General features: G+C 67.9%; 23 protein-coding genes. 11 read left to right on the top strand and 12 right to left on the bottom strand.

Annotated elements, in window-relative coordinates:
- Positions 1-222 precede the first annotated feature (222 nt).
- Positions 223-1,356, top strand: a complete 1,134-nt coding sequence (locus tag Rhe02_RS03095) for an RCC1 domain-containing protein (protein ID WP_203906485.1) — start codon at positions 223-225, stop codon at positions 1,354-1,356.
- Between the two features lie 9 nt (positions 1,357-1,365).
- Here Rhe02_RS03095 and Rhe02_RS03090 read toward each other — a convergent pair whose 3' ends face one another.
- Positions 1,366-3,717, bottom strand: coding sequence for an ATP-binding protein (locus Rhe02_RS03090; protein ID WP_203906484.1), 2,352 nt, complete (start codon positions 3,715-3,717; stop codon positions 1,366-1,368).
- A gap of 78 nt (positions 3,718-3,795) precedes the next feature.
- On the opposite strand from Rhe02_RS03090, the gene hisN reads away from it, so the two are divergent.
- Complete coding sequence (gene hisN, locus Rhe02_RS03085) at positions 3,796-4,584, top strand: histidinol-phosphatase (RefSeq protein WP_203906483.1); 789 nt, start codon at positions 3,796-3,798, stop codon at positions 4,582-4,584.
- A 5-nt stretch (positions 4,585-4,589) separates the two neighbouring features.
- On the opposite strand, the gene Rhe02_RS03080 is transcribed toward hisN, so the two are convergent.
- Positions 4,590-8,945: an NACHT and WD40 repeat domain-containing protein gene (locus tag Rhe02_RS03080; RefSeq protein WP_203906482.1), complete on the bottom strand. Its 4,356-nt coding sequence runs from the start codon at positions 8,943-8,945 to the stop codon at positions 4,590-4,592.
- A gap of 63 nt (positions 8,946-9,008) precedes the next feature.
- Positions 9,009-9,410, bottom strand: a complete 402-nt coding sequence (locus Rhe02_RS03075) for a DUF4440 domain-containing protein (protein WP_203906481.1) — start codon at positions 9,408-9,410, stop codon at positions 9,009-9,011.
- A 72-nt stretch (positions 9,411-9,482) separates the two neighbouring features.
- On the opposite strand from Rhe02_RS03075, the gene Rhe02_RS03070 reads away from it, so the two are divergent.
- Positions 9,483-9,755, top strand: coding sequence for a hypothetical protein (locus Rhe02_RS03070; RefSeq protein WP_203906480.1), 273 nt, complete (start codon positions 9,483-9,485; stop codon positions 9,753-9,755).
- A gap of 164 nt (positions 9,756-9,919) precedes the next feature.
- Here the strand turns inward: Rhe02_RS03070 and Rhe02_RS03065 are convergent, their stop codons facing one another.
- Both Rhe02_RS03065 and Rhe02_RS03060 read right to left on the bottom strand, forming a co-directional pair.
- The gene (locus tag Rhe02_RS03065) at positions 9,920-11,347 is read right to left on the bottom strand and encodes a pyridoxal phosphate-dependent decarboxylase family protein (protein ID WP_203906479.1); all 1,428 of its coding nucleotides are present in this window, start codon (positions 11,345-11,347) and stop codon (positions 9,920-9,922) included.
- Complete coding sequence (locus Rhe02_RS03060) at positions 11,340-11,966, bottom strand: helix-turn-helix domain-containing protein (RefSeq protein ID WP_239123247.1); 627 nt, start codon at positions 11,964-11,966, stop codon at positions 11,340-11,342. Before Rhe02_RS03060 ends, Rhe02_RS03065 begins: the two co-directional genes overlap by 8 nt.
- Before the next feature lie 18 nt (positions 11,967-11,984).
- Here Rhe02_RS03060 and Rhe02_RS03055 point away from each other — a divergent pair, with 18 nt between their 5' ends.
- Positions 11,985-12,365 (top strand): hypothetical protein, encoded by a 381-nt coding sequence (locus Rhe02_RS03055; protein ID WP_203906478.1) that lies wholly within the window; start codon positions 11,985-11,987, stop codon positions 12,363-12,365.
- A 278-nt stretch (positions 12,366-12,643) separates the two neighbouring features.
- On the opposite strand, the gene Rhe02_RS03050 is transcribed toward Rhe02_RS03055, so the two are convergent.
- Positions 12,644-12,985, bottom strand: a complete 342-nt coding sequence (locus Rhe02_RS03050) for a transcriptional regulator (RefSeq protein ID WP_203906477.1) — start codon at positions 12,983-12,985, stop codon at positions 12,644-12,646.
- The gene (locus Rhe02_RS03045) at positions 12,982-13,692 is read right to left on the bottom strand and encodes a hypothetical protein (RefSeq protein WP_203906476.1); all 711 of its coding nucleotides are present in this window, start codon (positions 13,690-13,692) and stop codon (positions 12,982-12,984) included. Before Rhe02_RS03045 ends, Rhe02_RS03050 begins: the two co-directional genes overlap by 4 nt.
- An 84-nt stretch (positions 13,693-13,776) precedes the next feature.
- On the opposite strand from Rhe02_RS03045, the gene Rhe02_RS03040 reads away from it, so the two are divergent.
- Positions 13,777-15,339 carry a PP2C family protein-serine/threonine phosphatase gene (locus Rhe02_RS03040; protein ID WP_203906475.1) on the top strand — a complete coding sequence of 521 codons (1,563 nt, stop codon included), beginning with the start codon at positions 13,777-13,779 and terminating at the stop codon, positions 15,337-15,339.
- Here Rhe02_RS03040 and Rhe02_RS03035 read toward each other — a convergent pair.
- Positions 15,336-15,710: an ATP-binding protein gene (locus Rhe02_RS03035; RefSeq protein WP_203906474.1), complete on the bottom strand. Its 375-nt coding sequence runs from the start codon at positions 15,708-15,710 to the stop codon at positions 15,336-15,338. The two genes, Rhe02_RS03040 and Rhe02_RS03035, sit on opposite strands and share 4 nt — an antisense overlap.
- Positions 15,707-16,030: an STAS domain-containing protein gene (locus Rhe02_RS03030; RefSeq protein ID WP_203906473.1), complete on the bottom strand. Its 324-nt coding sequence runs from the start codon at positions 16,028-16,030 to the stop codon at positions 15,707-15,709. The genes Rhe02_RS03035 and Rhe02_RS03030 overlap by 4 nt, the downstream gene beginning before the upstream one ends.
- Positions 16,031-16,215: 185 nt before the next feature.
- Between Rhe02_RS03030 and Rhe02_RS03025 the strand changes: the two genes are divergently transcribed.
- The 3 genes from Rhe02_RS03025 (at position 16,216) to Rhe02_RS03015 (ending at position 19,780) form a co-directional block, all read left to right on the top strand.
- Positions 16,216-17,466, top strand: coding sequence for an MFS transporter (locus Rhe02_RS03025; protein ID WP_203906472.1), 1,251 nt, complete (start codon positions 16,216-16,218; stop codon positions 17,464-17,466).
- A 2-nt stretch (positions 17,467-17,468) separates the two neighbouring features.
- Positions 17,469-18,824 (top strand): GH1 family beta-glucosidase, encoded by a 1,356-nt coding sequence (locus Rhe02_RS03020; protein ID WP_203906502.1) that lies wholly within the window; start codon positions 17,469-17,471, stop codon positions 18,822-18,824.
- Positions 18,825-18,922: 98 nt separating this feature from the next.
- Complete coding sequence (locus Rhe02_RS03015) at positions 18,923-19,780, top strand: hypothetical protein (RefSeq protein ID WP_203906471.1); 858 nt, start codon at positions 18,923-18,925, stop codon at positions 19,778-19,780.
- A 2-nt stretch (positions 19,781-19,782) separates the two neighbouring features.
- Here Rhe02_RS03015 and Rhe02_RS03010 read toward each other — a convergent pair whose 3' ends face one another.
- The gene (locus Rhe02_RS03010; RefSeq protein WP_203906470.1) at positions 19,783-20,154 is read right to left on the bottom strand and encodes a VOC family protein; all 372 of its coding nucleotides are present in this window, start codon (positions 20,152-20,154) and stop codon (positions 19,783-19,785) included.
- A 131-nt stretch (positions 20,155-20,285) separates the two neighbouring features.
- Between Rhe02_RS03010 and Rhe02_RS03005 the strand changes: the two genes are divergently transcribed.
- A complete protein-coding gene (locus tag Rhe02_RS03005; RefSeq protein WP_203906469.1) occupies positions 20,286-21,098 on the top strand; it encodes a hypothetical protein in 813 nt (270 codons plus the stop codon).
- 12 nt (positions 21,099-21,110) lie between these two features.
- On the opposite strand, the gene Rhe02_RS50450 is transcribed toward Rhe02_RS03005, so the two are convergent.
- Both Rhe02_RS50450 and Rhe02_RS02995 read right to left on the bottom strand, forming a co-directional pair.
- A complete protein-coding gene (locus Rhe02_RS50450) occupies positions 21,111-21,413 on the bottom strand; it encodes an amidohydrolase family protein (protein WP_275411041.1) in 303 nt (100 codons plus the stop codon).
- Positions 21,305-22,333, bottom strand: a complete 1,029-nt coding sequence (locus Rhe02_RS02995) for a metal-dependent hydrolase family protein (protein WP_203906468.1) — start codon at positions 22,331-22,333, stop codon at positions 21,305-21,307. Before Rhe02_RS02995 ends, Rhe02_RS50450 begins: the two co-directional genes overlap by 109 nt.
- Positions 22,334-22,434: 101 nt before the next feature.
- Here Rhe02_RS02995 and Rhe02_RS02990 point away from each other — a divergent pair, with 101 nt between their 5' ends.
- On the top strand, positions 22,435-23,436 hold the full coding sequence (locus tag Rhe02_RS02990) for a sigma-70 family RNA polymerase sigma factor (RefSeq protein ID WP_203906467.1): 1,002 nt from the start codon (positions 22,435-22,437) through the stop codon (positions 23,434-23,436).
- A gap of 89 nt (positions 23,437-23,525) precedes the next feature.
- Positions 23,526-24,395, top strand: a complete 870-nt coding sequence (locus Rhe02_RS02985) for a hypothetical protein (RefSeq protein WP_203906466.1) — start codon at positions 23,526-23,528, stop codon at positions 24,393-24,395.
- Positions 24,396-24,621: the final 226 nt, after the last annotated feature.

Raw genomic sequence — 24,621 nt, 5'->3', positions numbered from 1 at the left:
CCGGATATATGGATGATCTAGCGCTTGCGGGGTCGGCGGCGGAGCCGTCGGGGGTGACCACGCACGGAGGTGGCGTTGCCGCCGGGAGATACGGCGATTGACCACTTTGGACCGGCGCAATGGGGTGGGGAAAGCGATGATTATCTACGGTGTTGTCTGGCGATGTTCGGCGTTTTCTGATGCGGGGGGTTAGCGCGTCCATCGTGGTGGACGATGCGTGCCATGGATCGGTTCATGGCTTGGCGTGGGCGTTTAGTGGCCGCTGTGGCGGCGTTGGCTGCGACCGTGGTGTTCGCACCGGCCGCATACGCCAGCGCGGTGTGGCTGCAGGTCGCCACGGGCGCCAACTTCACCTGTGCGATCGCTGAGGACGGGACGCTGTGGTGCTGGGGCCGCAACGACCATGGGCAGCTCGGCGTCGGTGACACTGTGGACCGTGCCATTCCGGCCCAGGTCGGTACGGACGACAGCTGGGCCTCGTTGTCGTTGGGCTACTCGCATGCGTGTGGCCTGACGACCGACGGCACGCGATGGTGCTGGGGCCGCAATACCGATGGGCAGCTTGGGCTCGGCGACCTCGACGACCGGGCGGAGCCGGCCACCGCGCCAGGCGAAGTGACGTGGCAGTCGGTGAGCGCCGGGGGCTACCACACCTGCGGCGTGTCTGTCGCCGCACGGCTGTACTGCTGGGGGACCAACGAGTTCGGGCGGCTCGGGGTGGGCGACACCGTCGGCCGGGCCGCGCCGGCTTTGGTGGGCACGGCGTGGGCCTCGGTGTCGGCCGGCCTGAATCATACGTGCGGGCTGCGCACAGACGGCAACCGCTACTGCTGGGGTCTGAATGCCGACGGGCAGCTTGGACTCGGCGACTCGACGACGCGGACCCGGCCGATCCGGGTGGTGAATGAAGGCGCTTGGCGTTCCTTGGCGGCGGGGGAGTTTTTCTCATGCGGCATCCGGGCGGACGGCCGGATGTTCTGCTGGGGAAACAATAGCGAAGGTGCCCTCGGCGTCGGCGATTTCACCAGCCGGCAAAGCCCGGCGCAGGTGTCGTCCGCCACCAATTGGGCTGTGGTAAGCGCTGCGGGCCTTCAGGCGTGTGCGGTGCTCACCACCGGCACCCGATTCTGCTGGGGCTGGAATGCCTTCGGGCAGCTCGGCATCGGCGACACGACCTCGCGCAACGCCCCGCGGCGTCTCAACGGTGAGGGCGCCTGGTCGGCGGTGCAGACCGGCGCCACCCACACCTGCGGGATCCGTGTCAGCGGGGCGCTTTTCTGCTGGGGAGACAACAGTTACGGACAGCTGGGACTGGGCGACACGGCCAGGCGGCTGCGCCCTGCCGCGGTGGCGTGAGGAGTCCACTCACGACAGTTTCGAGCGAACCTGCTCGGTGTCTGGATGGCCGAGTTCTTCCATGATGGCGAGCGCCTGCGCCCAGGCGTCGTGGGCCGAGTCGTGGTCCAGCGCGGCGGCGTGGGCATCGCCGAGATGGCTCAGGACTTCGCCTTGGTAGAACCGGTCGCCGGCCTCCTGATAGACCTGCAGCGCCTGCTGGTAGCAGTCGACCGCCAGCCGATGCTGGCCGAGGTGGCGATGGGCGAAGGCGAGACTGTCCAGAGTGCCCGCTTGAGCGTGCAGGTCGCCGACTTCGCGATGCAGCGCGAGTGCCTGCTGGCAGTGTTCAATCGCCTTTTCGTAGTCGCCGGTCTGCGCATGCTCCCAGCCGACAGCGTTGAGCGCGTTGGCCTGCCCGGAGCGGTGCCCGGCCGCGCAGAACAGCCGGTGTGCGTGCTGCGAATGCTCCAGCGCGCGAGGATGATCGGCCTGGCGGTCGAAGGTCATCCCGAGATCGAGATGGACATGGGCCTGGGCGGCCTCGTCGCCCAAGCGGCGCAACAATTCCAAAGCCATTTCGAGCTGAGTCTGGGCTTGGTCGAGCCGGCCGAGCCAGGTGTAGGCACGGCCGAGGTGCCGGTGGGCGCTGGCCTGTCCGGTGTGGTCGCCGGAGCGCCTGGCCGATGCCAGCGCGGCGCTCTGGGTGGCGATCTGGTCGTCCCAATGCCCCAGCCGCTGCAGATAGTTGGTCAGAGCCCAGGCCAGCTGCCACGTGTGAAGCTCGAAACCGTTGGCAGCGGCCAGCTCGACCGCCCTGAGCAGGACGGCGTGCTCGGCGGTGAACCAGGCCAGGGCCTGTGCCCGGTCGGCCAGCTCCTCGGGGGTGACCCCGGCCTGCGCCGCCACCGCGACGATCGGATCGCGTTGCGGATTGAGCAGCATTGATCCGGCGTAGCCCGTCCCCAAGTAGTGGTCCAGAATCCGGTGTTGGGTGGCGTGCCGGTCAGCTTCGGTGTCGACGGTCTGCGCCAGCTCGGTGGCGTAGGCGCGTAGCAGGTCGTGGCAGGTGAACCGGCCCGGTACGTGTTCCACGACCAGATGCGCCCGGGCCAGCCCGGCCAGCAGCCGCCCAGCCGCCGGCCGCTGCAGCGCGGCAAGGCTGGCCGCGGCCGCGACGCTGACATCGGGTCCGGGATGCAGGCCCAGAGCTCGGAACAGGCGTGCCTCATCGGCACCCAGCTCCCTGTACGACCACGAGAACACCTGGCGCACATCCATTGCCGGATCAGCGTTGTCGAACGTGTCCAAGCCCGCGGCGCCGACCCTCAGCTCGGCGGCGAGCGCGGCTAGCGGAAAGCCAGGATGGGCGCAGGCACGGGCCGCCACCAAGGTCAACGCGAGTGGCAGGCTCGCGCAGCGTTCGACGATGTCGGCGGCGGCCTCGGGTTCCGCGCCGACCCGGGCCGCGCCGAGCCGCCCGGCCAGCAGGTCACGCGCCTCAACACCGCTCAGGACTGGCAGCACCACCGTGTGGGCGCCGTCGGCCGCGACCAGGCCGGTGAGGTGATCGCGGCTGGTCACCACCACCGCGCATCGGCGGCCGGCGGGCAGCAGCGCCCGCACCTGGCCGGCGTCGCGGGCGTTGTCCAGGACCACCAGCACGCACCGGTCGGCCATCAGGCTGCGGTACAGGCCCAGCTGCGCCTCCAGGTTCGCCGGGATCCGTTCCGGCGGCACGCCGAACGCGTCGAGGAAACCGCGTACCGCCTCGGCCGGGCTCATGGGTGTCCCACTGGGATCGAAGCCGCGCAGGTTCACGTAAAGCTGGCCGTCGGGGAAACCGTCGGCGACGCGATGCGCCCAGTGCACCGCCAAGGCGGTCTTGCCAATGCCGGCCGGGCCGAGCACCGCCGAGATCGCCGTCGTCGAGGTGGCGATCCTTTCCGCGAGCACAGTGTCCAGGCTGGCCAGATGCTCGGCGCGGCCCGTGAAACCGGCCACCGGCAACGGAAGCTGCCTGGGCACGATGGGGTCCGCCGAGCCGGACCGCTGGGGCGTTTCGGTCTGGTGGCGTCCTTCGGCCACCCTGTCCCGGGCGGTGGCCAGCGCACCCTGTTCCTTGGGCCCCGCACCGAACAGGCAGACCAGCACATCGAATCGATCTGTTGGAGGCAGCGCCGTGCCGGTCAGATAGCTCCCGACCATCGCCGGTGACCACCCGGTTTTCGCGGCGATCTCACGGTAGGTCAGCTCCCGGCCGTCGCCCAGACGCGCATGTCGCCGGCGCAGCTGGCGCAGCAGCTTGGCCAGATCGGCGAGGGTGTCGACCGCGGTCGCCGCCTCCACCACCGACCGGGCCGGTTCATCCTGAGCTGCCATGCGGGCAGTCTATCGGTCCACTTCGGACAAATCTCGCAGCGGCCTCGCCTGTTCGCGGCAAGCTGATACGCTATGTCGATGTCCCAGTACGAGGCCGATCTGGCATTGGCTTTGGCGTTGGCTGACACCGCCGACGCCATCTCGATGGCACGTTTCCTGGCCCTTGATCTGCAGGTACGGGCCAAGCCGGATCTCACCCCGGTGTCGGATGCCGACACCGCCGTGGAGCAGGCGCTGCTGGCCACGCTGGAGCGCACCCGCCCGGAAGATGCGGTGCTCGGCGAAGAGTTCGGCACCAAGGGTGAACGTGGGGCACGGCAATGGATCATTGATCCGATCGACGGGACCAAGAACTTCGTTCGGGGCGTGCCGCTGTGGGCAACCCTGATAGCGCTGGTGGATGCGGGCAAACCGGTGGTGGGAGTGGTGTCCGCGCCAGCGCTGAGCCGGCGCTGGTGGGCGTCGGCCGGGGCCGGTGCGCATGTCGATCGGCAGGGCACGATCGCCTCAGGGATCAGGGTTTCGCAAGTCGAGCGGCTCGAGGACGCCTCGTTCTGCTATTCGTCGCTGCCGGAATGGGAGCAGATCGGCCGCCTGGATCCGATGCTCGATCTCATGCGCGACACCTGGCGCAGCCGCGCCTACGGAGACTTCTACGGATACATGCTGCTTGCCGAAGGCGCGCTGGACATAGTGGTGGAACTTCAGCTGGCGGTGTGGGACATGGCGGCCCTGGTGCCGATCGTGCTGGAGGCCGGTGGCGAGTTCACCGATATCGAGGGCACCCCAGGCCCCAACGGCGGCAACGCCATCGCCACCAACGGCAAGCTGCACGCGGAGGTGGTCGGCCGGCTCGGCGGCAGGTAGCTGGGTCAAGGCAGCGGATCGGACAGCGCCACCGGCCGGATCGCCTTCAGGTGGGCGTTGAGCTCGCCGGGCTCGAAACGGCACATGCCGATCGAATACCAGAACTCACCCGTCACCACCCCGTCTATCTTGTACCGGCCGTCGCCGGCCAACGCCACCCAGCCCGTGTCCGACAGTGGCAGCATGATGAGTTCCCCAATCCCGGTGTGGCAATCCCACACCCGGATCGTGCCGTCATCGCCGGAGCTTGCCAGCCGGTTCGGGCCGAGGAACACCACCGCCCAGGACGAGCCGGATTCGCTGTCCAGCTCCCGGATGAGCCTGCCGTTGGCGGCGTCCCAGACCCTTACCACGGAGTCTTCACCGGCGCTGGCGAGCAGCTTGCCATCGGGGGAGTAGGCGACGGCACGCACGGCGCCGCCGTGCGCGGTCATCTCGGCACGCAACTGCCCGCGGCGGATGTCCCACAGCCGGATGCGGTCGCTGGCGCTGGCCAGCTCCCGCCCGTCGGGACTGTAAGCCAGCGCCTGCACCGAGCCGACGTGGCCGCTCAGGGATCCAAGCAGCTCGCCTCGGTGGGCTTGCCAGATGCGCACCACGTCATCGTCGCCGCCGCTGGCGATCTGTGATCCGTCCGGCGAGTAGCTCACAGCGCGCACCGAGCCCGCGTGTCCAGGCAGCTCACGCAGCACGTTTCCGGTCCGGAACTCGGTGATGCGCACGGTGTCGCACCCGCTGGCCAGGTGCTGTGCGTCGGGGGAGAAGGCCAGCGCTCGCACCGGGCCCACAAAGTCTGAGAAATTCCAGACGTCGGACCCGTCCGCGATGTCGGTGACCTGTACCAGATCGGTGGCGCTGGCCATCCAGCGCCCATCGCCGGACAACGCCACCGCCCGTACCGGGCTGGTGCGACCGGGCCGGGTGTGGCCAGGCAGGTGCCGCAAACGCTTTGCCTGCACGGGATCCCAGAGCCGGATGACCCCGTCGTCGCCGGCGCTGGCCAGGATCCCGTTGCCTGCCAGGCTCAGCGAGGTGGTGGCGTAGTTGCTGCCGGTGAGACAGCGCAACAGGTCACCGGTGTGCAGATCCCAGATGCGCACCGTGCCGTCGTTGGTGACCAGCCACTGGTGGTGCGGCTCGAACGCCACCGCCCATACCGGCCCGTCGTGGCCCGCGAGCCGATGCCGCAAGGTGCCGTCGGCGCCGTCCCAGACACTGGCTACGCCGTCAGCGCCCCCGGCCGCCACCATGCCGTCCGGGGAGGTCGCCACCGACCACACCGGGCCGGACCCGGCCGTGACCGTGTAGGCGAGCCGTCCGGTGGGTAGGAGCCAGGCCTGGACGCTGCCATTGTTGCCGCCACTGAAAAGAAGCTGGCCGTCGGCGCTGAAAGCCAATGACCACACCGTGTCCTGATCGGACGCCAGCTGGCGCGGACGCTCAAGACTGCTGGTGTCCCACAGCCGGATCGTGGCGTCGGCCGAGCAGGCGGCGATCGTCCCGGTGGAGGAGTGGGTGACCGCCCACACTGACCGGCCTTCGTCGGCGAGGGTGGCCAGGCGCGCCCCGGTGCTGGTGTCCCACAAGGCGACTGCGCCGTCGTTGCCGCCGCTGACAACGGTGGCGCCATCGGGCGCGAAGGCGACCGAGCGCACCGGCCCGCCGCCGTGTTCGAGGGTGAGCATGGGCTCGCCGTCGCCGGTGTTCCACAGCCTGACCCGTCCATCCTGGCCGGAACTGGCCAGCAGCGCCTTGGCCGCGTTGAACGCGACCGACCAGATCGGGCCGGTATGCCCGGCCGGCAGGCGGATCAGCTCGAAGCTGGCCGAGTCCCACAGCCGCAGGGTGCCGTCGGAGCCACCGGCGGCGACCAGCCCGCTGGCGTTGTCGATGGCCACCGCCGCGGTACGGGTTCGGGCCGGGCGAAATTGCGGCCGGGCCGGCCCGTGTCCGGGCAGGACTGCTCCGGCGAAATCGTTGTGCGCCAAGGCTTGTGCGTCGAGTTTGGCGCCGACCAGGGCAGCCCGCCGGAAGATGGCGTGGCTCAGGTCGGCGCCGGTGAGGTCGGCGCCCAGCAGCCGGGCGCCGGTGAGGTCGGCGCCGCGCAGCGTGGCGTTGCGCAGCGAGGCTTCGTTGAGCCGTGCGCCGATCAGGATCGCTTCGTCGAGTTTCGCGCCGGACAGATCCGCGTCGTTGAGGATCACCTCGGCCAGATTCGCCCCGGACAGGTCGGCGTTGGCGAGCTGCTGGCCCGAAAGGTCTTCCGCGCGAAGGTCTTTGCCGGCCAGCCGCGCCGGGCCGAGCGAATCCACACCGAGGATCTTGAGTATGTTGAAGGCGTTGATGGAGGCGCCCGCCGGGCTGAGCTCGTCCTGGCGCACCACCATCGCCCAGCGCAGCGCCGCACCCTCGTCGTCCAGCCCGCAAACGAAGTTGATCATAAGGTCGGAGACCTCGTCGCACAGCGGCCACGGCAACGGATCGCCCGCCGCGAGCAGGCTGTGGATGTGGGTGGCGACAAGCCATTCCATCACCGAACGATGCATGAACCGGAACCGGCTCTGGCCGTCGCGCACGAGCAATGTGCTGGTGCCGATCAGATGCGAGGCGTCGGCCCTTACCCCGGCAAAATCACGAACGCCGGGACCCGACGCCTGCTCGACCAGACGCCGGGCCAGCCCGTCCACAGACTCGTCAAGATCGTCCAGGCCGATCGACTGCTCGCCGGAGCGCCACATCCGGGCCGCCAGGTCGATGACGGTCTGCCAAAGTTGTTGCGGCGTCGGCAGATCGGCGGGCACGGTGTGGCTCAGCCGGGCCTGTTCCCCTTCCAGCCACTGGTGCAGCACCTCGCGGTAGAGCCGGGCTGCGGCTTTGGCGCGGCTGCCACCGGCGTTGCGCAGGTGCGACTCGTCGATTCGCGCGATGAAGTCCAGCATCCGCGGGTTGCGTGCCAGCTCCGCCAGGCTGTCGACATTTCGCAGCAGGCGCAACCGTTCTCGGGCGGCGCTGTCGCTGCCGAGGCGGTGCCTCAGAAACTCCACGATCTGGTCGTCGTCGAAATGGGCCAAGCGCACCACCCGCCGGCCGGCCACGGTGAGAAGCCGGCCACCCAGGCCCATCAGCACCTCATCGTCGGTGAGGAAATAGTGGTCGCGGCCGGTAAGCACAATCTTGCAACGGTCCTGGGCCACGTTGGCGAACGCGCGCAGCTGCTCGGCCGCCTGCTCCCAGCCCACCCTGGTGGCCAACTCGTCGTAGCCGTCGAAAAGCAACGCAAAATAGCCGTCGCGCAGCAGATTACGCAAGTCCTCGAGGTCCACCGGCCCTTCGCCGTCCTCGCTGAGCTGCCGGGCGACCAGGGTTTCCACCTGGGCGACCTCTTTGAGATCGCGCAGCTGCACGATGACCGGGACCACCCGATGCGCCTGCTGGTGCATGACTCTGGCCAGCTGGCGCAGCAAAAACGTTTTGCCGTAACCGAAGGGCCCCAACACGACCACGAAACGGCCGGCCGGCTCGGTGAGCCAGAACAGAATCTGCTCAAGCAGTCCGGAATGGACAGTGGCACCGGTGCCCGGCGAAGCCGTGTCGATCATGGTGTAGCGCTGTGCCACATAAAGATTTGGTGGGTACCGGGCATCGCCGCCCAGCCGTTCGGCTTGCCGAGCGGCATAGGGGCGAGGATCGTAGCCGCCCTTGTACTGCAGGAAACTGAGCAGCTCGACCCCGTTCTCGTTGGCCAGCCGGCGAAGCTGCGCCGAAGCAGGCGCACCGTCGTGGATGAACACGGCATCCAGCCCCGGCCCGCGATAGCGCCGGTAGACGGCGAAGAAGCTGTGCAGATCGTCGGCGGCCACCTCGCCATCGCGGACGCCGATCAACAGCTCTTTCGCATATGACCGTGCCCCCAGCTCGGCGCGTTGTACGGTGACCCTCAGCCGGCCGGCTTCCCCCGCAGCAGACGGCAACGCGACGATGGTGTGGCCCTGCTCCCGATAGCGGATCTCCACGAGGCTGGTCACCCGGTCGAGCAGGGTGTCCTCCCCGGGCGCGGGGGCGAATCGCTGGCGCGAAGCCGCGGCCGCAAGGGTATCGACGTTCGCCACCTGGCTATCGGCGGGCGCGGGCCGGGAGTCCGCTTTGGGCCAGCGGCTCCTGGAGTGACGCCACACCAGCACCGAGGTCGGCAGCAACACAGCCAGCAGCCCCACGAAAAAGCCGCCCACGCTTGCGATCTGATCTGCCCGCGCCAGGTCCACACCGGACAGCCACCATCCCAGGAAGGCGAACACCAGCAAGATCCCAAGCATGGCGCCGACAGTCGCCGCCCACCCCATCCACCGCACGAGGACCAGCATGCTCGTCAATGTCCGCGAGGCACAGTCCCCATTCACCCGATAGACCAGGTGTAGCAATTGGTTTCAGGTGGTCGGCTCGTCGTCCCAGATGAGCGAAGAGAACCGCCAACCCTCTGGTGTGTTGACGAACTGGCTGCTCTTGTGGCCGCCACCGGTGAAGGGCTGCCCGTCGAGGATCCCGGACTTGCGATAGCTGCTCCAGCGCTGCGCTACGTTGCCCCAGATCTGCGTCAGCTCGGTGGTCTCGGCTTCGGTGAAGTCGGTCAGCCGGGAACTGGCCAGCAACTCGACGCGGGGTGCGATGAACTCGGGCACGGAATAGACCACCGGTTGCGCGTCCAGGTTCTTAATGATCATTCCTTGGGGAATGAACAACCGTGCGATGTTCGGCACGTGATCGGGACTGCTGAAGGCCTCGAAGAAGGCTGCGGTCAGAGCGTCGATGGCGGCTTTGGCATCAGTCACGCCGCCGAGCGTACGGGCCGTGCTGTGGCGCGCTTTTGACACACCTGGGCACACGCCTTAGCTTTGAGCCCCATGAGCAACTTTGAAGGCCGGGCCTCGCTCGACCTGCTCGACGGAAGCCGGCAACACGGTGACGCGCGGCTGAGCGGTCAGGTAGACCAAGATGGCCTCGAGTCATGGTCGGGCACCTTCCTTCCCGACGACCCGCACGCAGACTACTTCGGATCGGTGGGGGAGAACATCTCCCTCGAGCTGTCCACGGGGGCGAGAGGACGAGCGATGCTGCAGCAGGAAGAAGCGGGCTCGTCTGTCCGCCTGGTCGGTAGCGGACCGTTCCCCGCCTGAGCCAGGGTGGCGCGTATCCGCGTGCGCACCTGCGCGGCGGAACCGTAACGTCCCCGATCACAGTCGGCGCTGAAACCGGAAAGCCACAGCATCTCGTGTACCTGTTCTGCCGCTAGGTCACACGCCTGGGCGAGCCGGTCGAGCCGGTGGGCGTGATCGAAGTGTCACGGGAAGACCTGCGCCGCTTGGATTTCCGCCGCCGCTCGGATCTCGTCGAGCAGCAGGGCGAGGTCGTCTCTGGTGGTCGCCGGGTTCAGCAGACAGGCGCGAAGGGCCTCGGTTCCGGCCAGTCGCGTACCGGTGAGGAAGGCACGTCCGCGGTGCTGGACGGCCGCCGGGATCTGGCGGTTGAGCTCGTCCAGACACTGTTCGTCGTCGACGGGGCGGTACCGGAACGCGACTATCGACGTGCCGACCGGGGCCAGCAACTCGAAGTCGGCGGCGGCTTCGATCATCGCCTGCAAGGTGTGTGCGAGCTGGACGGTCGTGTCGACGAGCCCGGCGATGCCGTCTCGTCCGAGGTGCGCCATGGTGGCCCAGGCGCGCAGGGCCCGAAACGGGCGGGTTTGCTCCGGGCCGTACTCGGAGAACCAGCCGAGCCCGTTCTCGTTGTCGTCACGCAGATATGCGGGTATCAGGCTGAATGTGGCTCGCGTCAATGCCGGGTCACGCCAGAGCACGCATCCGCAGTCGACCGGTACGCCGAGCCACTTGTGCGGATCCAGGACGAGCGAGTCAGCCCGAGCCATGCCCGAATAGTCGGCCGAGGCGTTGCCGGAGAGGACGCCGAGGGCTCCGTATGCCCCATCAATGTGCAGCCACATTCCGTGGTCGGCGGCGATGTCCGCGATCTCGTCGAGCGGGTCGACGGCGCCGGTATTGACGGTACCGGCGCTGGCCGCCACACAGAACGGGCGCAACCCCTCTCCCACGTCGCGGGCCACAAGATGGCGAAGCGCGCCGACATTCATGCGGAAGGTGTCGTCCACGGGCACCACGCGCACCTGCCGGTTGCCCAGCCCCAGCAGCTCGGCGGCTTTGCGTAGGCAGCTATGCCCCTCTGCGGACACATACATGACCATCGGTGAGCGGGAGTAGAGCCCGTCCTCACGGATGTCGAGCCCGTCCATGTGCCCGGCGCGCTGACGAGCGGCCGCCAGGGCGATCACAGTGGCCATGGAGGCGCCGCTGGTCAGCAATCCGCCGCCGGGGCGGTGCGGGAAGCCGACCAGTTCGGCAAGCCATCGCAGAACGGTGTGCTCCAGCAGCACGCCGGCGTGATCCCCACCGGCGCAGCTGGGATTCATCGCGGCGGCAATCGGTGCGACGAGGACACCCGCCGCGGACGGCGCGGAGTTCACCCAGCCGAAGAACCGAGGATGACCGTTACCCATCGGATACCCCAGCATGCGGGCGTGGACGTCGTCGACCAGATCGGAGAGCGGCCGACCTGTCGCGGGCAAGTCCTGGCCGGTGAGCCAGTTACGGTCGCTCTCCTTCACCGGTTGCCACACCGGCCGTTCGCCGACATCCGCGAGGTAGTCCACGGTCAGATCGGCGGCGGTCCGCACGGCACGCCTCAGCTCATCCATCAACGCTCCCCGTCACCCGATCCCGGTGCGGCCCAACCGTTCCCAGGTCCATCACCAGGTAGTACACGCACTCGGCAGCCTGGCCGTTCGCGAACGAGTGACGACAGTCGCCGGGAAAGTAGACCGAGTCGCCAGCCTCCAGGACGCACACCTGACCGTCGACCGTGAGCGTGAGCCGACCAGACTCGACCGCCACGTACTCACGCGAGCCAGACTGATGTGGCGAGAACTCGCCCGCGTCGACGCGGGGTCCCAGCACTGTGCGCATGAACTCGAACTCGACGCCGGGCAGCACCGGCGACAGGATGCGCCGCTCCCACCCCGCCGGATCGCTCACCACCCGTTGCTGGTTATTGCGCAGCAACACCAGCGCATCGCCGGCCGGCTCGTCGAGCAGCCGGGCGATCGAGGTGCCCAAGGCCGTTGCCAGCCTGTCCAGCACCAGCACGGTCGGTGTCTTCGCGCCTCGCTCCACATCGGACACCATGCTGCGGCTGACCCCGCTCAACTTCGCGACCTGTTCCAACCCGAGCCCCTGCGCATGCCGCCGAGCCCGGACCCGCAAACCCAACTCCGCCATCGACAGCCCGCCGGAAAGCAGGCCCTCACCCTCAGCCACCGTTCCACTATAGCGGACATGTTCCGCTATGAAGGATATCCCCGGTCGGATGGACTTCTCGGCTCCGGTCGCAGCACCCTCGGTCGCGAGTGGTACCAACGCGCGCGACTACCGGAAGAGGTGCCCGAAAAAACGGGAGAACTGAGCCACGACCCTCTCCGCTTCTGCCTCGATTTGCTCGCCGCTCAGGGCCAGCCCGGCACCGGCAATCCCAGCGCCGGCAGCGATCTGACCGGCCCGCTTTCGTGCGTCCTCTTGGCTGTGGCCAAGGGAGACCAGAAAGGCTACGAGCTGCGTCGCGTAGAAGGCAATCCTGCCTGCCCTTATCGCTTGCCGGATCCACTCGTGGTGCTCCGCTTCGGAGTGAGTGGAGGGATGCGGCTGATCTGCCATCGATGAACTCCTCGGTATCGTGCTGGCATCACTCAATGTGCCAAACCTTACGATCCGCAATCGCGTGAATGCTCTCCGCCACCTAGTTATTCATGTCGACCAAATGGCCCCCGCCATGCGAGCCGGGAAGTCTGTTGTGGTGGGAGAAAAGTCGTTTCCGGTGTGGCGCAACTATGTGGCCGCAGGCTTAAGGGAGATCGGGCCGGGCAACCGCCGCTGACGCCCGGCTTCAAACGCGTTCGCAGTCAAGCCGGTCCGCAGACCGGCTTGACTTGCGGGACGCGTCAGGCGCCGAGTGTCTCGACCCGGGCGATGAGCAGTTTTAGCTGTTCGATTTCGTCGGTGAGGGCGGCGCTGCCGGCGGTGGTGAGCGTGATCCAGGTCCGGCCGCGCTTGCCGGCGTAGCCCTTCTCCACCTCGATCAGGCCGGCCGACTCCAGCACGCTCAGGTGCTTGGACAGGTTGCCGGCGGTCAGGTCCAGCTGGGTGCGAAGGTAGCCGAATTCGGCGCGGCGCGCCTCGTGCGCGATGGTGAGGATGCCCAGCCGAACCCGCTGGTGCACCACTTCATCAAGGCTGGTGACCGGATGGGCGGACGGGTCCGGGATCCCGGTCTCGGCGGTCACCGGCGCCGCCGGTGGGCCACCGCGAAGCCGATCGCGCCCAGCAGCAGCACGATTCCGTTGACTACTTGCTGTGGTACGAAGTCCGCTTGATAACCCCAGTGGGTGCCCCAGCCGAAATTGTGCGGCGGCACAAGCACTATCGCCAGGTAGCCCAACGTGAACGCGAGCAGTGCGACGTTGCGCTCCAGCCGGGCCAGCACCAGCAGCGCCACCCCGATGGTGCCCCACGGCGTGATCAGGCGGTCCAGGACGAGCACCCATTCGGGGAACCGCTGCGGGTGATCCGGGAAGTAGAGGCTGGCCGCCACCCAGGCGGCGGTGAACAAGACGGTCAGGGAGATGCCGGTGATCGCATAGGGCAGCACCCGGGCGCCCAGCCCGCGCTCGCGGGCCACCCGCACATAGCAGACGGCGATTGCCGCGTAGGCCAGCAGCAGCGCAGCCGGCCAGTAGAGCAACACGCCCCGCCGCCAGACCGTGCAGACCGACGCGTCAGCCTCCTGCACGAGCTGCGTTGAGGCACCGGGCGCGCAGTGCACGTCAAGGCCGTACCAGTCGATAGGGATTGCTATGAATGTCACCGCGGCCAGCACGAGCAGCGCAACCCAGGTCACCCGCTGGTCAAGACGCACCCGATGAGCGAGGGTGCGCACGTCGGACAGCAGTTGGCGAGGATCGCCGCCGACGGGCAATGAATCAGTGGTCATGCCAATAGGTTTGCACAGCAAACTGATTGGCGCTAGTCCCAAAGTCGCAGCGCGCCTAAAATGTGCGACGTTGGGAGGCGATTTATGGCCAGCGACCTGTCACCACCTGCCGGGGAGGCGATGCTGCCGATCGTTCGCGAGCTGCTGTCGGGTATCCCCGCGGGATGCACTTGGCTGTTGCCCGTCACCGACGCGACCGGTGCTGTGATCGACTTCCGGCTCGCCGCGGCGGGTGCGGCCGCCCAGGACATCGGCGGGCGCGCCGGCGACGCACGCCTTGGCCAAACCGTTGCCCAGCTTTATCCCACGGTGATCGGCGGCCCGCTGTGGAAGCTGTATCACCAGGTGTTCGCCGATGGGCGGCCCGGCTCATTGAGCGGCTTCGAGCATCAGGAACAGCGCAGCGGCGTCGCTGCGCTGACCCGGTTCGACATCTCCGTGCATCGGGTGTGCGGCGGTCTGCTGGTGTGGTGGAACCGCCTCGACGAAGCCCAGCGCCGCCTGGAGCAGACCGAGCTGCTGGGCAATCTGGGCTGGGGCGAATACGACCTGATCACCGGCCAGGTCGCCTGGTCCCCGGGGATGTACCGGATCTTCGAACGTGACCCGGCGGCCGGGCCGATGACCCGGGCAGAACAGACGGCGCTGATCGTTGCCGAGGATCAGCAGCTGCGCGAGGCCGCGTGGCAGCTGCTGGACACGGGCATGGTCTCCGATCTGACCATCCGGGTGCGAGTCGGCGATGGGGTCAAGCATCTGCGGCTGCTGGCGAACACGGCCAATGACGCGGAAGGCCATCCGGTCAAGATCTATGGGGTGGTGCAGGACGTCACCGCGCCCGAGACCTCTCGCTCGGCGGTGGAACAGCTGCGCGGCGAGCTGCGTAGCAAGGAGCTGTCCATGCTCGCCGAGCACCGGCTGGCCGGGCAGCTGCAGCAGATCATTCAGCCGCTGCCGGCGGCGCCGTTCACGCTGGGACGGCTGCAGGTGCTGGTGCGCTACCTGCCGGCCGAAAGCACGCTGCAGGTCGGCGGGGACTGGTTTCACACGCTGGCCTTGCGCGACGGCCGGGTGGTGCTGGCCATCGGCGATGCCGTCGGCCACGGCCTTGCCGCCGCCACGGCTATGGCGCATCTGCGGTATTCGCTGCAGGCCTGGGCGAGGATCGGCATCGGCGATCCACCGCAGCTGCTGGCTCACCTGAATGAGCTATGCCTTCAGCTGGGTACCACCGCGACCGCGATAGTTGCGATCTTCGATCCGGCCGATCTCACGTTGCGGTGGGCGCGAGCCGGACATCCGTTGCCGCTGCACACCCGTAACGGCGCGACTGCGGCGCTGCCGAGGGTGGACGGCATTCTGCTCGGGGCGACCGCCGAGGCCGTCTACACCGACGCCGCGGTGGGTCTGCATCCCGGCGACCTTGTCGTGTTCTTCACCGACGGGCTCATCGAGCGCCGCGGCGGCACGACCTCCGACGATTCTCTGCAGAACCTGATCGCCAATCTGTCGGCGCTGAAGTCCACACCGGACTCCCAGCTCCTGGCCCGCCTCTCCGAACTGGTCAGCAAGCCCAGCACCTTCGATGACACCTGCGTTCTGGCCATCCGGGTGCTGCCGGGCGAGGCCGCCAGCGGCGCAACCTAGCCAGATCTCATCCACAGCCGCACCACCGTGCGCCTGCCCTCGGCGCGAATGGACACGTCGTCGCAAACCTGTTCCACGATCGCCAGCCCTCGCCCGCCCACAGCGGTGGGCGGTGGCATCGTGGCCGGCACCCGGGCGCCCGCCGGTCCGTCGTCGGTGACCTCGCAGACCACCCCGCCGCTCTCAGCGCGCACCTCGACCAGGCCGCCGCCGCTGGTGTGCTGCAACGTATTGCTCGCCAGCTCGCTGACGGCCAGCATCAGCAACACCGCACGCTCCGAGGACAACCCGGCCCGCAGCGCGCACTCCTGCGCCCAAAGGCGAAGATCGTGCAGATCGTCGGCGTGGTGATAGGTGGCCCGCTTGTTCATCGGCCGTCCCCGGCCGGCGGCGCGAGCAACTCGGCCATGCCGGTCAGATCGAGCATGTGCGCCACCACTCCGGTGGCGCCGGTCGCGTAAAGAATCTTGTCTTCGGCTATGGCCTTCTGGTACCCGACGACGAGGCAATGCACACCGCTGGAATCCATGAACTGCACACTCGACAGGTCGACCACCACCAGCGGCGCCTTGGCCACGGCTGCGTGCAGCACAGCGGTCAGCTCCTGCCGGCAGGCCAGGTCGCAGTCGCCGGACAGGGCCAGCACCAAGCCCTCACCCTCGACCAGGGTCTGCACCGAGAAATGCCCCACCGCGGCACACCCCTAATAAGTTTGCGACCGGCACAAAATCACCTCTGCCGCACATCATCTCACCGGCTCGGCGCAAGCAACAGCATTCGTCATCGGCGCGATCAAGCCATCGAGCGCCGCGGAGGAGTTCTTGACGGGTGCTCGCCCGCGGGGCAAGCTGTCGGCGAAATTCTTTCGGATTGGGGATGACGCCCGTGGTAGACGTGTTGGCGGAACCGTCCGGCAAGGTCGCGCCGCGGTGGATCGCCTTCTTCTCGGTGGCCGTGGCCGGAACCTTCGTCGGCTGGTACGGGCCGCTGCAGATCCTGTTGGCCCGCCAAGCCGAGGCGGTCTCCCCGCACGGCAAGGAGAACCTCCTCGCGCTCGTCGCGGGGGTGGGCGCGGCGTTTTCGATGGTCGCTAATCCGCTGTGGGGGGCGCTGTCGGACCGCACCACGTCACGCTTCGGCAAGCGGATCCCCTGGATCGCCGCCGGTGGCGTGCTCGGCGCGGCCAGCCTGCTCCTGCTCGGCTCGGCCAGCTCGGTGGCGCTGCTCGTGGCCGGCTGGTGTCTGGTGCAGGTGGTGCTCAACGCGCCGTTCGCCGCCCTGTCCGCGGCCATTCCCGACCAGGTGCCGGTGGCTCAGCGCGGCACGGCCGGCGGTTACTTCGGGATCGCCCAGATCTTCGGGGTGATGCTCGGCACCGGCCTGGCGGTGGCCGGCGTCGGGCTGCTCGGCGGCACCTTCGGCGGCTATCTGGTGTGCGCCGGATTCGTGCTGATCGCCTGGGTGCCCTATGTGGTGTTGCGCCGCGATGTCGTGCTGGCGGCCAGCGAACGCCCCGCGCTGAAACTGGCGGCGATGGTGCGCGGATTCTGGCTCAGCCCAAGGCGTTACCCGGACTTCGCGTGGGCGTGGCTGACCCGTTTCCTGATGAACCTCGGCAACTCGATCGTCCTGCTTTATCTGCTGTTCTTCCTCAAAGATGAGGTCCGCGTCGAGGATCCGGATGCCAGCGTCCTGATCCTCACCGTGATCAATGCCTTATCGCTTCTCGTGTCGGTGATGGTGGCCGGCATCTGGTCCGATCGGGTGGGCAAACGCCGGGTCTTCGTCTTCTGGGCCGGCCTCATCATGGCGGCCGCCGCCGTCCTGCTGGCGGCGTGGCCGACCTGGACGGTGGCGATGGTCGCCGCGGCCGTCCTGGGCCTCGGGTTCGGCGTGTACACGTCGGTCGACTTCGCTTTGCTGACACAGGTTCTGCCCGCCGCCGTGGATCGAGGCAAAGATCTTGGGGTGCTGAACATCGCCAATGCGTTGCCACAGGTGCTCGCTCCGGTCATCGCCGCGCCGATCGTCACTTCCCTAGGGGGGTACTCGACTCTCTACTCCGTTTCTGCCATTGTCGGCCTCGTCGGCGCGGTGTTCGTCTACCAGATCAGATCGGTGCGGTGAGAATGTTTCCCAAGGACTTCATGTGGGGGGTCGCTACGGCGGCGTATCAGATCGAGGGTGCGGTCAAAGAGGACGGCCGCGGAACCTCGATCTGGGACACGTTCGTGGCCGAACCCGGCCGGGTTCGCAACAACGAGACCGGTGAAGTCGCCTGCGACCACTACCACCGCTATCGCGAGGATGTCGAGCTCATCCGCCAGCTCGGTGCCGACGCTTACCGCTTCTCGATCGCGTGGCCGCGCATCCAGCCGGCCGGCCGCGGCGACGTGAACGCCAAGGGCCTCGACTTCTACGACCGGCTGGTCGACGAGCTGTTGGCGGCCGGGATCAAACCCGCTGTCACGCTGTTTCACTGGGATCTGCCGCAGGCGCTGGAGGACGAGGGCGGCTGGCTGTCGCGCGAGACCGCCTACCGGTTCGCCGACTACGCCACCATCGTCGGGTCGCGTCTGGCCGATCGGGTGCCCATGTGGATGCCGCTCAACGAGCCCGTGGTGTTCAGCATGTTCGGCTACGCCACCGGCCATCACGCCCCCGGCAAGTCCCTCGGGTTCGGCGCCCTGCCCGTGGTGCATCACGCTCTGCTCGGACACGGCCTTGCCACCCAGGCGCTGCGGGCAGCCGGTTGCGACAACATCGGGATCGCCTCCAACCATGCCCCGACCTGGGCCGCCTCGGAGTCCGACGCGGATCGCGAAGCCGCGGAAACCTATGACACGCTTATCAACTGGATGTACGCCGATCCGATCCTGCGCGGCAGCTACCCTGATCCGCTGATCAGCGCGGGGATGCCCGAGGGCTGGGAAGACGACATGGCGACCATCTCGACGCCGCTGGACTGGTTCGGCATCAACTATTACCAGCCCGTGCTGGTCGCCGCTCCCGGTGCCGCACAAGGAAAAGCTTCCGCGATGGAGGGCGCCCGGCTGCCCGAAGGCCTGCCTTTCGAGCCGCTGGAGCTGACCGGGTACCCGGTGACCGACTTCGGCTGGTCCGTGGTGCCCGACGGTCTTCGTGAGATCGTCACCACCTTCCACGAGCGCTACGGCCAGCTGCTGCCGCCGGTCTACATCACCGAGAGCGGATGCTCCTATCACGACACTGTGGGGGAGGACGGCGCGGTCCACGACGCGGCCCGGGTGGCCTACCACGAGGCGCACCTGAACTCGCTGAGCCAGGCCATCGCGGCGGGCGCCGACGTCCGCGGCTACTTCGTCTGGTCCATTTTGGACAACTTCGAATGGGCCGCGGGCTATCAGGAACGCTTCGGTCTGGTACACGTCGACTTTGAAACCCAGACGCGCACACCCAAGGACTCGTTCTACTGGTGGCAAGGAACAATCGCCGCGTCCAGATAGCGCACTATCGGATTGGCGACACCGCAAAGTTGTTGGCGCGACGCGGGTGCCGCTCTCTTTCAAACGTCAGTTGATGCCGTTTGAAAAGGAGCACCATCATGCGCGTGAAGTCTCTGCTCGCGGTGGCCGCCATGACCGTGGCCGCCACCATCCTCGCTGGCCCGGCGCCGAGCCTGGCCGACCCCGGCGATGTCGTGGTCGTGGCCGATCAGAGCGCCACCACTTCGGTTTCCCAGAAGAGCGTCACCGTCACCTGCCCGGACGGCACCCACGTCTACGGCGGCGGCGGGTATATCTGGAACGGAGCGCGCCGTGTCCACATCGCGGCCACGGCGCCGATCGACGGCGGCGTGAACTGGACCCAGTGGGCGGTCGGCGGCGCCGAGATCCGGCCCAACGACTACACCTCCAGCTGGCGGGTCCACGGCTACGCCATCTGCGGGCCCTGGCTGCCGGGCCTGGAGTACGTGTCGGTGGAGTCGCTGGTCAACTCCACCACCACCCGGCACGCCCACCTCACCTGCCCTGGCACGAAAAAACTCCTGTCGGCCGGCGCGTCCATCCTCGATCAAGCGGCTTACGTGGTGCTCGACGACATCGCCATCACCAGCGACCTCAGGTCGGTGGACGTGTGGGCCATCGAGCGCGAGAGCGGCACGGCCTTCTCGTGGAGCGTCGTGGCCTACGGGGTCTGCGTCAACAGCTCAGCGGTCAGCAACCTGAACCGGGTCCAGCAGGCCAGCGCCAGCACTGTCGGCGACAAGACCCGCGACGCCGACTGCGGCGGTCAGCAGGTCTACGGCATCGGGATGAGCCAGGCCAACTCGGCAGGTCACACCCTGCTGCAATCGATCATTCCGGCGGACACCGACGGAACCACCACGGTGCGGACGGACCCCACCGGCGCCCCCGAGGCGTGGTCGGTCTCCACCCAGCTGGTCTGCGGCGACGAGTAGCATCACTTGGTGTGTCGCCCGAACACAAGGCAGAACGGGTGGCCGGCCGGATCGGCGAAGACCCGGAACCGGCCCTCCAGCTCACCCGGAAGCCTTCTGGCGCCTAGGGCCAGCACTGCCCGCTCCGCAGCGTCCACGTCATCGACCCGGATGTCCAGATGTAACTGCTGGGGACGCTGCGGATCGGGCCATTGCGCGGCGGCCGGCCGCGCCGAACGCTGAAACGCCAACTGGCGCGCACCCGGCTCGGTGCCGATGACCACCCAGTTGTCGCTGTCCTCGTTGATGCGCATGCCCAGGATCGCGGCATAGAAAGCCGCCAGCGCACGAGGATCGGGACAGTCGAACACCGTCTTCTCCAGACGACCAATCATGCCTCGATTCTGGCAAACGCCGAGCCCGAGTTTTTGGGGAGACCATCCCAACCGGAACACATTGCTGCCGCGCGGGAGACCCGGATAGCTTGCTGCCATCGATGATGGTGACATCCGGGGAGGTTTCTGGAATGCGTAGGGGCAGCACGAAAATCGCGGTGACGGTGGCCTTATCGCTCGCGGCGGCGGTGGCCCTGGGGCCCGCGTCGCCGGCGCAGGCATGGGGATACAGCGTCAACCGGGTCAAGACCGCCGCCGAAGACTCGTGGGCACAGGTGGGGATGGGACCGGGCTGGGTGTTGTTGAGCTACAAGGCAAATGGCCCGATGGTGGGCTATCTTTTCGCGCGGGACTTTGTGTTCGCAGACGGTGTCGTGAAGTCCAGCTTCGACCACATGGACATCCGTGACACCGGGGACTCCGCTGCCGGCAACTCCGAAGGCATCACCCGCTGGCCGTGGGGTTTTGCCGCCGGTAGTTTCGACGGCTGCGCCTACGCCTACGGGACCCGCAAGTTCGCCATCGAACGCAGCGGTTTCATGTCGTCGAGCTGTGCGGGCGGCCCGAACGTGTCGGGTTCGAGCAACGACGACGGATCGCCGGATACGTTGCGGTGGTGGCATTCGGAGCAGGTTTTCTGCACCAGCAGTTCGGTGGACGCGCTGTGCAGCCCTTGGGGTGTATGGAGTGAGAACAAAGGCGGCGGGCTCAAGGTCACCACCGCCCGGACGGATTGCGCCGCCTACGGCAACATCGGCGCCGACGCGGCCTACGGCTCCGGTGCGGCCGTGCCGGTTCACCCGCTGGGCACCGTGCCGGCCGGGGTTCAGATCGACGTGCGTTACGTCACCAAGGATCGCCAGTGGATTATGGCCAAATGGCACGGCAACCGGCTCGCCGGCGGCATCGCGTGGGCGTTCATGCCCCGCGGCTGCGTGTGGTGAAAAGCTTGCGGCTCACAGCGTTCCCGACACCACCCGGCCGGCCTGGATGACGGCCGGCTGGGTGCCGTTGGCGCTCACCAGGACGGAGATGTCGGCGAGCGGGTCACCGTCGACGACGACCAGGTCGGCGTGGGCACCTTCGGCGATCACGCCGAGCCGGCCGGTCTGGCCCAGCAGCTCGGCGGCGTTGACCGTGGCGGCCCGGATCACCTCGATGGCCGGCTGGACCTGGGCGCGGATCGTGAACTCGCGCAACTGATGTCGTTGCATTCCGCCGAGGCAGTCGGTGCCGTAGCAGAGCTTGACCCCGGCCAGGTGGGCCAGGCGCAAGGCTTCCAGCCCGGCATCGAGGACCGCATCGACCTTGGCGTGGCTGGCCGGTGGCAGCCCCATTGGGGGCCTTCGGTTTTCAGGGCCCAGTAGGTGGTCAGCGTGGGCGTCAGGAAGGTGCCGTGCTCGACCATCAGCTCCAGGCTCTGTTCGTCGAGCAGGTTGCCGTGTTCGATCGACCGCACGCCGCACCGCACCGCCCGGCTGATCGCCGCGCCGGGATAGGCGTGCGCGGAGACGTATTTGCCCGCGGCCTGAGCCTCCTCGACGACCGCCCGGATTTCGTCGAGGGAGTATTGCGTCGCGTCGACCTCGTCGGTCGGTGATGCGACACCACCCGACACCATGATCTTGATGTGGTGCGCGCCGTTGCGCAGCTCTTCGCGGGCCGCCTGGCGGATCGCGTCCACCCCGTCAACGACCCGTGTCATCACCGGGCAGCAGGGGTAGGTGTCGATGGTGTGCTGACCGCGGCGGCGCGAGTCGCCGTGGCCGCCGGTCTGTGACAAGGCCCGCCCGCAGAAGAACACCCGAGGCCCCGGCAGCAGACCGTCGGCTTGCGCCTGGGCCAGGCCGTAGTCCGCGCCGGCGTTGTCGCGTACAGAGGTGAAGCCCCGGGCGAGCATCTCCCGCATGAGCACGGCCGCTTGCGCGCCGACATACATCGGCGAAGCGGTATGCAAGGAGGCCAGGTCCGCGGTGACCGCGAGCAGATGGACATGGCAGTCGATGAGCCCGGGGAGCAACGTGCGGCCGGTCAGGTCGACCGCGGGCACGTCGTCTGCGCTCAGGTCACGCCCGACCGCGGTGATCCGCCCGGCCCTGACCAGCACATCGTGATTGTCGAGGTAGACCCCGGCGACCACGTCGAGAACCCGAGCACCGCGCAGCAACAGATCGCTCACCGCTCCACTGTGCCACCTTCGGATCGCGCCACCGCCCAGTTGGCCGCCCGGCCGGTGTCTGTACAGACAAGGCAATGGAAGGCGGCACTAAGGTGGAACTGATGACAGCTGATCTACTCGCAAGGGCTCGGGCCGGGCAGGAGGATGCCTTCCGCGAGCTGATCGAGCCCTATCGCCGGGAGCTGCAGGTGCACTGCTACCGGATGCTCGGCTCTTTCCAGGACGCCGAGGACGTTCTGCAGGAGACGCTGCTGGCCGCCTGGCAGGGCCTGGGCGGGTTCGAAGGGCGTGCCTCGATGCGCACCTGGCTCTACCGGATAGCGACCAACCGGTGCCTCAACGCGCGTCGTGCGGCTGGCCGCCGGCCGGCCCAGGAGTGGAACGTCCCCGGCGTGCAGGCGCCGCCGGAGCCGACCAGCCTGGGCGAGGTCGTGTGGCTGCAGCCCTTTCCAGACGCTCTTTTGGAGGGTACGTCTAGCGTGCCGCCCGGCCCGGAAGCCCGCTATGAGCTGACCGAATCCATCTCGCTGGCGTTCATCGCCGCGCTGCAGATGCTGCCTCCCCGCCAGGTCGCCGTGCTTGTCCTGCGCGATGTCCTGGGCTTTGCCGCCGCGGAGACCGCCGAGATGCTGGATTCGACTGTCGACTCGGTCAACAGTGCCCTGAAACGGGCACGTGCCACCTTGCACGGCAGGCCCGCGCAAGCCGACCCGACCCCGGCCGCACCCTCACCGGGGGAGAGGGCGACGGTGGCGAAGTTCGTCAGCGCCTACGAGTCAGCCGACGTCGACGCGCTGGTAGCCCTGCTCACCGACGATGTGTTCATCTCCATGCCGCCGATGCCCTTCGAGTACCAGGGCAAAGAGGTGGTCGGCAGGTTCTTTGGCCACCTGTTCGGCTCCGGAAGAAGGTTCGAGCTGGTCCCGACCCGGGCCAACGGCGGGCCGGCCTTCGGGACCTACCTGCGTGGGGCCACCGGGCTACGCCACGCCACCGGCCTGATCACCGTCACCGTGCGCGGCGAGCGGGTCTGCGCCCTGTCCCGCTTCGAGGACAGCGTGCTGTCGTACTTCGGCCTGCCGCGCACGCTCAGTCCGCGCTGACCTGTGACGCGGCCGTGATCGGCCCATGATGACCGTCCTAACGCTGGGCGCAGCACCGGTGATCGGCACCGGTTCCCAGGGAGGACGACATGACGCTCAGTCCCATCGCGCGGTGGCAGCGCCAGGCCGCCGTATTGCTACTGGCAGCCGCCAGCCTGACCGTGGCGGCGGCTCCGCCGGCCACGGCCGTGACCCGCCAGCCGCTGGTCGGCCTGGTGATGGTGTCCGATACCGACCCGACCAGTGACGACTCCATCAAGCTCGCCTCGGTGACCTGCCCGAACAACAAGACCGTCGTCGGTATGGGCTTCTCGGTCAACCCCGCCTCGGCGCAGCTGCGGTTGCAGATCCTCAAGCCCTTCCAGCACAGCGTGATCGCCCAGGTTCATGAGGACTACAACTGGTACAACCAGCCGTGGAGCCTGTCGGTCTACGCGATGTGCGCCGAACAGCCGCCAGGATGGACGCTGGTCAGCCACATCGGGGCGACCAACTCCGACAACTATCACTCCGTGCGTTCCGACTGCCCGGGAGAGACCAAGCCGCTGGCCGCCGGGGTCGAACAGTCGACCGGCCAGGGCCAGATCGTGGTCACCGATGTCGACCTGGACCTGACCGGAGTCAAAGCGTCGGCCTATGAGTACGAAGACGGGACCAACGCCACCTGGTGGATCCGTTCCTACGCCATCTGCGCGGACCCGCCCACCGGCTGGGAGCTGCAAAGCAGCGACAACCAAACGTCCTATCCCACCACCACCGAGTACACCACCTGCACGGCGGGCCGAAAGGCCCTCAGCGCCGGCGTCGACCTCAACGGCGCGCACGGCGAGGTGGCCTTGACCAGCCTGCGGCCGGGCTCGTACCAGGCTGATCAGTTTGGCGTCGCCTCGGCCAGCGAGGACGAGACCGGTACCCCGGACGATTGGGAATTGTCGGCAGACGTGATCTGCGTGGATTAGCCAAACCGCGGTGGTGGGCCAGCAGCGAAACGTGCCGGCCCACCACCTCGCCTGCTGCTGTCGGAAAGCTGGCCCTTTGAAATCTTGGCAGGTGACGGGTGGGTGCGGCTACCGTGTTGCGGGTTCTCCCCCCGTTAGGCCGACGACGAGCTGGACAGCCCCCGATACCCTCGCCGCAACGGCACAAAAATTTAACCCCTAACCCCTTGACCCCCTTACCCGCGAA

Origin of the sequence: Rhizocola hellebori (assembly GCF_016862955.1) — a bacterium.
GTDB classification, from domain to species: domain Bacteria; phylum Actinomycetota; class Actinomycetes; order Mycobacteriales; family Micromonosporaceae; genus Rhizocola; species Rhizocola hellebori.
Note: the sequence above shows the minus strand (reverse complement) of the source record. Positions and strands in the feature narration are given on the sequence as shown.